The following is a 262-nucleotide window of genomic DNA, read 5'->3' as shown; positions in this document are numbered from 1 at the left end:
CACGACGCTCTTCCGATCTGGTTTTAAAAGATATAGCTTTAAAACGAATGTTGACAGTAAGCTAAAAGATTGGTTGACTGTTGGAGTGTCTATTGGTGCAGGTATCACAAATGAAGATATTACAATCAACGGTGCTAGTAACGGTATTATTAGCACGTCTATATTGTCTACTCCGGATGTTGCAGTAAAAGATACTAACGGAAATTATGCTGGTCCACCGGCTGACGGCTCTATAGGAGTTTGGATTAATCCTGTGGCTTCG

Annotated in this window: 1 protein-coding gene; it reads left to right on the top strand. The window is 40.8% G+C overall.

Annotated elements, in window-relative coordinates; all coding sequences use genetic code 11:
- Positions 1-262, top strand: a 262-nt coding sequence (locus tag ACWA1B_RS22925; protein WP_456910945.1) for a hypothetical protein, incomplete at both ends; no start/stop codon positions are given.

The organism is Flavobacterium xizangense (genome assembly GCF_054075145.1).
Note: the sequence above shows the minus strand (reverse complement) of the source record. Positions and strands in the feature narration are given on the sequence as shown.